This window comes from Peribacillus sp. JNUCC 23 (genome assembly GCF_053653995.1).
Genome location: NZ_JBSJXW010000003.1, coordinates 1 through 7707, shown reverse-complemented (window position 1 = coordinate 7707; position 7707 = coordinate 1). Strand labels below are relative to the sequence as shown.

At 33.1% G+C, this 7707-nt stretch carries 11 protein-coding genes; 5 read left to right on the top strand and 6 right to left on the bottom strand.

The features are described 5' to 3' along the window. Window positions 1-638 precede the first annotated feature (638 nt). Together JNUCC23_RS23265 and JNUCC23_RS23260 are read right to left on the bottom strand one after the other, a co-directional pair. Window positions 639-1364 carry a hypothetical protein gene (locus tag JNUCC23_RS23265; protein WP_454216416.1) on the bottom strand — a complete coding sequence of 242 codons (726 nt, stop codon included), beginning with the start codon at window positions 1362-1364 and terminating at the stop codon, window positions 639-641. Window positions 1365-1451: 87 nt separating this feature from the next. Beyond that, on the bottom strand, window positions 1452-2009 hold the full coding sequence (locus tag JNUCC23_RS23260) for a recombinase family protein (protein ID WP_454216414.1): 558 nt from the start codon (window positions 2007-2009) through the stop codon (window positions 1452-1454). Window positions 2010-2254: 245 nt separating this feature from the next. Between JNUCC23_RS23260 and JNUCC23_RS23255 the strand changes: the two genes are divergently transcribed. The 4 genes from JNUCC23_RS23255 (at window position 2255) to JNUCC23_RS23240 (ending at window position 3702) form a co-directional block, all read left to right on the top strand. Then, window positions 2255-2629 (top strand): hypothetical protein, encoded by a 375-nt coding sequence (locus tag JNUCC23_RS23255; RefSeq protein ID WP_454216412.1) that lies wholly within the window; start codon window positions 2255-2257, stop codon window positions 2627-2629. A gap of 230 nt (window positions 2630-2859) precedes the next feature. Then, entirely contained in the window at window positions 2860-3357 is a 498-nt protein-coding gene (locus tag JNUCC23_RS23250) for a hypothetical protein (protein WP_454216411.1), read from the top strand. 26 nt (window positions 3358-3383) lie between these two features. Beyond that, on the top strand, window positions 3384-3530 hold the full coding sequence (locus tag JNUCC23_RS23245; RefSeq protein ID WP_454216409.1) for a hypothetical protein: 147 nt from the start codon (window positions 3384-3386) through the stop codon (window positions 3528-3530). 1 nt (window position 3531) lies between these two features. Continuing rightward, window positions 3532-3702, top strand: coding sequence for a hypothetical protein (locus tag JNUCC23_RS23240; RefSeq protein WP_454216407.1), 171 nt, complete (start codon window positions 3532-3534; stop codon window positions 3700-3702). Between the two features lie 458 nt (window positions 3703-4160). On the opposite strand, the gene JNUCC23_RS23235 is transcribed toward JNUCC23_RS23240, so the two are convergent. Both JNUCC23_RS23235 and JNUCC23_RS23230 read right to left on the bottom strand, forming a co-directional pair. Next, window positions 4161-5024, bottom strand: a complete 864-nt coding sequence (locus JNUCC23_RS23235; protein ID WP_454216405.1) for a hypothetical protein — start codon at window positions 5022-5024, stop codon at window positions 4161-4163. 150 nt (window positions 5025-5174) lie between these two features. Then, window positions 5175-5660, bottom strand: a complete 486-nt coding sequence (locus JNUCC23_RS23230) for a hypothetical protein (RefSeq protein ID WP_454216403.1) — start codon at window positions 5658-5660, stop codon at window positions 5175-5177. 236 nt (window positions 5661-5896) lie between these two features. Here JNUCC23_RS23230 and JNUCC23_RS23225 point away from each other — a divergent pair, with 236 nt between their 5' ends. Then, a complete protein-coding gene (locus tag JNUCC23_RS23225; protein WP_454216401.1) occupies window positions 5897-6178 on the top strand; it encodes a hypothetical protein in 282 nt (93 codons plus the stop codon). Window positions 6179-6225: 47 nt separating this feature from the next. On the opposite strand, the gene JNUCC23_RS23220 is transcribed toward JNUCC23_RS23225, so the two are convergent. Both JNUCC23_RS23220 and JNUCC23_RS23215 read right to left on the bottom strand, forming a co-directional pair. Beyond that, window positions 6226-6750 carry a MerR family transcriptional regulator gene (locus tag JNUCC23_RS23220; RefSeq protein ID WP_454216399.1) on the bottom strand — a complete coding sequence of 175 codons (525 nt, stop codon included), beginning with the start codon at window positions 6748-6750 and terminating at the stop codon, window positions 6226-6228. A gap of 192 nt (window positions 6751-6942) precedes the next feature. After that, a partial coding sequence (locus JNUCC23_RS23215) for a hypothetical protein (RefSeq protein WP_454216397.1) occupies window positions 6943-7707 on the bottom strand: 765 nt, incomplete at its 5' end.

Genomic DNA, 7707 nt, shown 5'->3' with positions numbered 1-7707 from the left:
GTGATTTGCTCCTTATGAGCAAACAAAAAAGCATACACTTCAGCCTTGGTAATCTAAAGGCTATTTGTGTATGCTCATCATTTATATAGAATTTTTTAGTTCTATCATAAATTTTCATTGAAATACGAGTATCTTCCAATGTATAATGAATACATCAAATAACCTTTCGGCTGTGAAAGGCGAAGTCATTTCTCGTTAGTGGTCTGCAAACCCTAACATTATGAGAAATGGCTTTTTATTTGCTATTTTTTTATTTAATTCTAGCATAATTCACCAGCAGATAGAATAATAGATTGAAATTTTTTCGGATCGGCAATTAAAAAATCGTCTGAGTGTGGGGATAGTTGTGTATTCTAGCGAGGTTTTTAACAAGGTAGAAAAATCAAATAGTGTGGACGAGGGTGCGTTAGGGGTAAAAAAACGAGAACTAACGTTCTTTTTCCCTTGAAACATAGCCCCACTACCATTTTCAATAAAACTCGTATTTTATGCTATCCCAGAGCCTTGTACAGGCTACTTATTCACTTCCACATATTCAAATAGGTTGAAATCTCAAAACGCCTGTATGGGGATTGTATGGCGTTTAAGTGGTATGGGTTACTAAATTTAAATAAAAAAACCTCTACATGAGAGAGGCTTTAATCTTCATTAGACGGTGGTAATAGTTCTGGAAGTGAATTTTCAAGTTCTTTTGGAAGTAGGGCTTTCATTGCTACCTGTCCGACTTGTTTAACAGCTCGAGGGTTTCGATACCCCCAATTAAGTAGTTTCGCACCGATAGCAGTTGCCCATGTACCTTTAGGGAGATAATCGATCTGTTCTTTTAATAATTCAATTTCTTTATGTATCTTTTTGTCTTCAGCATTTTGTTGTTTTATTTGTTCTTGAAACATTTTTTCAAATTCATCGAGCCTTGCTTTAAATTTCTCTCCTTCTTCTTTTGAGAAATAGGTGGTTTCACTATCAGAGAACTTTTCATGGATAAATCTTTCTAAATCTTTAAGCTTTTCTTCATTTTCATAAACTTGTCTACCTAGAGTGGTACTTTTTAGTTCTTCTCTTAAAATAATAATCCAATTATCAATTGCTTCTAAATATTCATCTTTAGATAAATCTACATCCGTTTCAGGAGACATTATTTCTCCTGGACTATAAGTGATGTATATATCTGACGCTGTACTTAGCATTGAAGCATTAAAATAATATTCATGATTATATTTATAAATGATGTCTATCTCTACATTACTTTTATTCTTCGAGGAAATTGTAAAATCTTCTGAAGAAAAACCTTGTTCTGATAGCGTTTCTCTAATCTCAGCTAAGAATCTCTTACTAACCGTCCTTATCTTGGTTGTATTTTCCATTTTTCCACCTCTTGCATCTTTTTCTAAATTATAACTTAATGATAGGAATGGTGGGGAAAATTTAAACAAGAAAGAAAAAACGTCTCATTACCCTTGTTTTTTCTTTCTAACTGCTCTAATTAATGTACTTTTGGAAATGCCTGTCATGGATTCTACTTGTTTATATGAATTATTTTCAAGTAATTGCAAAGCATGTTCAATCTGCTTTTTACTAAACTTGTTCGGTCTACCCTCTCTAAAATCATCCTTTAGTCTAGCAATCACTTTACCTTCTTGCGTTCTCTCCACAATCATATCCCTTTCAAACTCTGCAAAACCGCTCATGATTGTAAATATTAATTTGCCTGTTGGTGTATTTTCAATCAATCCCATATTAAGTATGTGAACCCGTACACCCTTTTCAAATAGACCTTTGACAATCTGTATTGCGTCACCTGCTGAACGTGCAAACCGATCTAGCTTAGTAACAACAAGTGTATCTCCTTCTTTGAGCAGTAAAAGTAATTCCTGAAATTGTGGGCGATCAGCTTTAGTACCTGTGAATTTTTCAGAATAGATTTTCTCGCACCCTTCATTTTCTAATGTTTGAATCTGTACTTCTAAATCTTGTCCAATCGTTGACACCCTTGCATATCCATATTTCATATCATTGACTCCTATTTCAGCACGCATTTATGACACTAAGTTATGATACCTTCCGATACCTTGATAATACAGCATTCACAAAACGGTGTCAATACTTATAAGTTTTGATACCAAAGAATAAGAGTATCCTCTATTTTAAATTCTAAAAATTAAACTTATTAGACTTAATTCTAAAAAATCCATTTACAAGAATTACTTCTTTTGGTAAACTTAAGTTACAAAAAAAGAAGTAGGAGGGGTTTTTCATGGTAGTAATTTCAGTACCGCAAGCCGACGCTAACAACTCGCTTCAAAATCATCTGGAAGCAGGTAAAAAGTACACTTATCACGAGATTAAGGAAGTATTAAAGAAAGTATTTGAAGGTATTAATGATAATCAATGCTCAGGTTTAATACATCGAGCTCATAGTAAAACTGACGGTGTTTTAGTAAAAGCCGACAAATATTATCAGCTTCGTGCAACTGCTACTACAGCAAACAATGGCTTAGAAGAAGCTAAACGTATTCTTGAAGATGCTCTACGAGAAATCGAACTTATTCCCGTTAAACATTTTAAAACAGCTGAACAATTCAACGAGCTTATCAAACTTAAAGAAGAACTCAACAAACTTATTAAGTAAATAATAAAAGGACATTAGCAATTAACAGCTAATGTCCTTTTATTTGAATTATTTGTTTTCATAACAGATCGTAACTGTTAAGTTATGACACCGATGAAGTCAACTGAAAATAAATAGAAAAAAAATTCAGAAATTTGGTATCATCAAAGAAGGAATATTTAGGTAAAGGGGGGAATGTATCATATATGACATAAGTTTTCTCACAATTTATGGCATAAATGATATAATGTATGGGTATAGATATAGATAAAGGAAAAGTTGTTCTTCTACCAGATGAATTTGGAGTTGAACATTTTGGGGATTTTTATACAAATTTAGCTGAATTAGCAAACGAATCTCATATCGAAAATGTACAATTACATTTTATAAGAGCAGTTCTCAAACGTTTAAGGACACTGGATAGGAACGATCTTCCGCAGGATCATACGACTTCATTATCTTTTGATTTTAAATTAGATGTTGATGGGATTTCTTATACCAGACCTCTTGAAATCGTTAAAAAATTAGGCAAGAGTGTAGTGTATGAATTACGTATTGATATAGATGAATTTAATTGGTACTTTAGAGCAACATTTTTTCCAAAATATCATGATAGTCAACTTTATCATTGTGTGGTATATCCTTTTGTGAAAATACCTGGTGAATCTGATCCAACAGATCAATTTAGGGATTTGACCCACGATGTTTATAAAGATACTCAGATAAATCCAGAAAAATACTTTAACTAAAATAAGTCCTTTAGAGGAGGATTATTATGAGAGATTTTAATGAATTAGATCAAGAATTGATCAGTAAAATGCCAAAAATAACACCAACTACCACCTCCATGTCAGAAGGTTTTGCTGATATTATTTTTTTCTTACAGAATAAGAAATGGTTTAACTCAACAACAGTTAGCTGACATGGCTAATGTTGCGGTTAAAACGATTCATAGAATCGAGGGAGGCAGTGGTGGAATTACAGATAAAACTTATGAAAAAGTTCTTGGAGCTTTAAATATTGGTTGGGAAGAAGCTGTGATTTTTTTAGCTGAGAGGAAAAAAAAAGCTCAGAGAGAATTAGTAGAAGCATAAATAATGATAACTAAAGTAAAGCCATCTTATTATAAGGTGGCTTTACTTTAGTTATGCCACGATTTATTAACGCATAATTAACAATCGCAAAACAGATAACACGGTAAAATAGGGATAGTATTCCAGTTAGAAAGAAGGGGATCAAATGCAAATTTGCTGTGGAGTCTGTCACATTAAACTTAATGACGCTGATTTAGTAACAATGGATTGGGTCAACACTCTCTGTCATTATACATGTCTCGGGGCTAGTGCTGATCTGATTGAGGAGATAAATACATATGAAAATATCAAAGATAAATACTCGTTTTTTAAAGATAAAATGGTGAATTAATCTAGCTGTTCGCAAGTTTCGAAGCATTGATATTATTGGATTTCTAGCTTGTTAGTTGCGAACTCTTATATCAATAGTATTTTGTTGAATAAAGAGAGAGCGAAAAACGGCCAGTTTTTTTCTATGTTTATTGTGCTTGTAATGTTATTTTTTTAGGTAGCCAATTAAATAATTGTTCTGCGTTATCATCAAATATGGATATAAAATCAAATTTATTCTGTTCAGCTAATCCTCTAACCTTTTGGCGCAACTTTTTAGGTTCTTTTCTCATATGCTTGGTTCGGCGTCTCATGATTTTCAATACTAGAGAATCAAATAAACTTTTGTTTACATCTCGCATGTTAGGGACAAAAGTAAACTTGTCCAAATATTGATTCACCCAATCAAATTGCAATTCATGGATAGGTTTTTGTTCATTCAATTTTGGCTTTATCGTAATTTCATACCTCAGTAAATATCGATCATCTATTTCAATGCCTTTCTGCTCTCGTAACTGCTTTTTCTTATCATAAATTAATGCTTGCTGGGGAGACGAATCAGCATAAATGTAGTAGTTCTGACCGTAATCTTCCTTGGCATCTTTGTTCTTATGTTTATATCTGATATCTGTATTGGCTTCAATGAATGAAAAATGGTTACTAATAGGATCGTTGAAATCGTAGGCTAATTCAATCTGCTGAATCTTCCAATCAAATTGTTGAAGCAATTGTTTAATTTTATCGGGCATATCTTTAAGACAATTAGATTGCATTTCCAATTTTAAATTATATCCATCTCTCATAAACCTAGTTACATTCGGTCTACCTAATTCATCCTTAACGTTATATTTCAAAGCGTAGTCAACATTATCGTTGTTTAATGATTGAGTGCTAAGAGCTTCGTAATATGGCGAATTATAACGAAACGTAATAAATTCTTTTAATGCATCAAATTGTCTATTTGTAACTTTTGTTACCACATAAATGGTATCTATTTTAAGTTCTTTGAACACTATCTGTCACCTTACTTATAGAAATTCTGCTGTAAAATTTCATAATTTTTTTCTATATTTTAAGTTAATTATTATAGCACCTTCTCCACTATTAATAACATCAATACGAAGCCTTACTGCTACTTATCAAATAACACTGAAAGTTCCTTTTTACTCATGCTCCTGCTGATCTTTAACTTTAAGCTGATCATGATCTTTGCGTGCCATGATCATGATGTTTTGCCAGTCATAGTGACCACTGTCTTCTTTGCGATGGATACAAGGAGCATAACCATAGTCAAACCCACTCTCTATATATCGTTTGATAATATTGATGCCATCAATGGCTAATTGAGGATTATTTTTAGACAACCTTATAATCAAACCTCTTTCATCGCCTAACATGTACTGGACATTCTCATAACCTTTCTTCCTACCGCACCGAACATTCCGAGCGTTATAACAAGAGATGAAAAATTTATAATAAAATATTTTCTTGTAAACATTGTTTCTAGTAACCTTATTTAGCTTATCCAATGATACAGCCTCGCTCGTAAGCATATCTCTTAACGTCTCGTATGCCTTTCTATTTAACTGCCCAGCATTCACTAACCCTTCAATTCTACTTACTGCCTTTGATTTACGGTATAAACTCATAATTAATCAACCTGCTTTCACTTAGTTTTTTTAACCTTCTAAAAACTAAAGTGATAACAAGACAATAAATTCTGCTTATTTGACGGAGTAAGCTACTTACCGAACAACTTGCTAAAGAATCCTTTTTGTTTATCTGTTGCTGTCTCAATTCGGGCTTGAGTATATTGTATTAATAGTTATTTAGTCTTAATATAAAAATGGGTATTTATTCATATATATTAAAATTGGAGGATCATATGTTATACATCATAGGAGCTGTCATATTATTAGTAATTTGTTTTATGATTGGTGGAGAAAACGGTTGTGGTTTATTCTTATTTTTAATAATTGGTCTTATTCTATGGAAAACAGGTTTATTAGGTCTTATTTTAAGAGGAGTAATGTGGGTTGCTCAGATTTTATTTAGAATATTTGGTAGAGTATTAGAATGGATACTACAAAAGGTAGTTTTGTATGGTGCTAAAATATGGGACTTTTTTGATGAGAACGTTTTTAACCTTATATTAATTGGTATGTAATTTTTTAAAACACAGCAAAAAAGGTAACTATACTTGACGTTACCTTTTTATTTACCGAACAGTCTACTGAAAAAACCTTTTTGTTTCGCTGTCGCTGTCTCTATTCTGGCTTGTTGGCTCTCACTTATTGCTTGCATTAATTCCCGATCTCTACGCTCTAACGATTGCTTTATGTAATCATGCTGGCTCTGTATATGAGCGTTTTGTTCATCTAGCTTCTGAAGCAACGCTTGATTAAACTTCTCCTGATCCTGCAATGCTCGTTTTATCTCCTGTAATTCATCAGCCACATGAACGGTCATCGATTCATCATCGCTTTTTACCGTTATAGTCATTGCAACACCACTTGCGGACAAGGATTCTTCGACCTCGTCAATATTCTTGCCTTGATCATACAGCGCTCTTATCTGCTTAATAACGGTCAGAGAGTCATGGTGTATAAAATACTTCTTACCTAGCTTTTTAACCTTTAAATGGACGTTGTGGCTTCTTAAGTAGCGCCTTATAGTCTCGACTGGGACATTAATCTTCTCGCAAGCTTCCGAAACAGTAAACCATTCACTATCAGCCATAATATTCACACCTTTCACTTATCGGTCATACAACCATAAATCATACAGTCATGGTCTTATATTCGTTGGTATGACAGCATTATCCTGCATTATCGGTTATGACTGATAATGCCAGTCGATCATACAGCCATAAAAATATCGGTTATGTAAAAACAATAGCAAACTAAGCCTGATCATGTGTTTTTAAAAAAATCATGACTCAAGCCAATTATAAAATGGTACTTCTTTAGGTTTTGGAGTTAAATATGTAAGTGATTCTTTCTCACGTTTCTTTCTTATAGCGTTATCATGTCTATGTGCTTCAAGTAATGCCTGTTGCTCCAATGACCTAAACACTCTATCTACATAACTTGAAACAAACTTGATAGTCGAACCATCTTTCATAGCGTCGTTAACTCTATTGACAACATATTGAACAATTTTATTATTGCTTATATTATTACTGTCTTGTTTTAAAGAAGGTATAGAATAGGTAGCATCTATTTTAAAGCTCTCATCGCTTGATACGACTGACTCCGTTCCATTTTCTACTTTGTGTTCTACATTGTTTTTTAATCCTAACAACTCTTGCCAATATGTAAAATGTTCATGTTCTTTTAATATGATGATAGGTGTTTTTAAGCCATTTGAAGAAGGATTGGTCCGATATGCTACAAATACCTCTCCTGACTGCTTAAGTAGCTTAATAGCCTTGTCTACAGTCGATAGGCTGACTTTGCATTTCTCTGCCAGGGTTTCTCTTCCATTGAAGCTATAGCCACGATCTGTTGCTTTATAGATAATTTCATCGATCACGCTTAAAACCTTTTTCGAACGCTCCCAGCGAATACTGATCGTATTTTTAATTCGATCAATGAAGCTCCATTTCATCTTTTGTCGTTCTAATTGGTTGCTTGATAGTGTTTTATACGACTGCATTTGTTTAAATTGCCTACTTGATATTACGATTGCTGACAT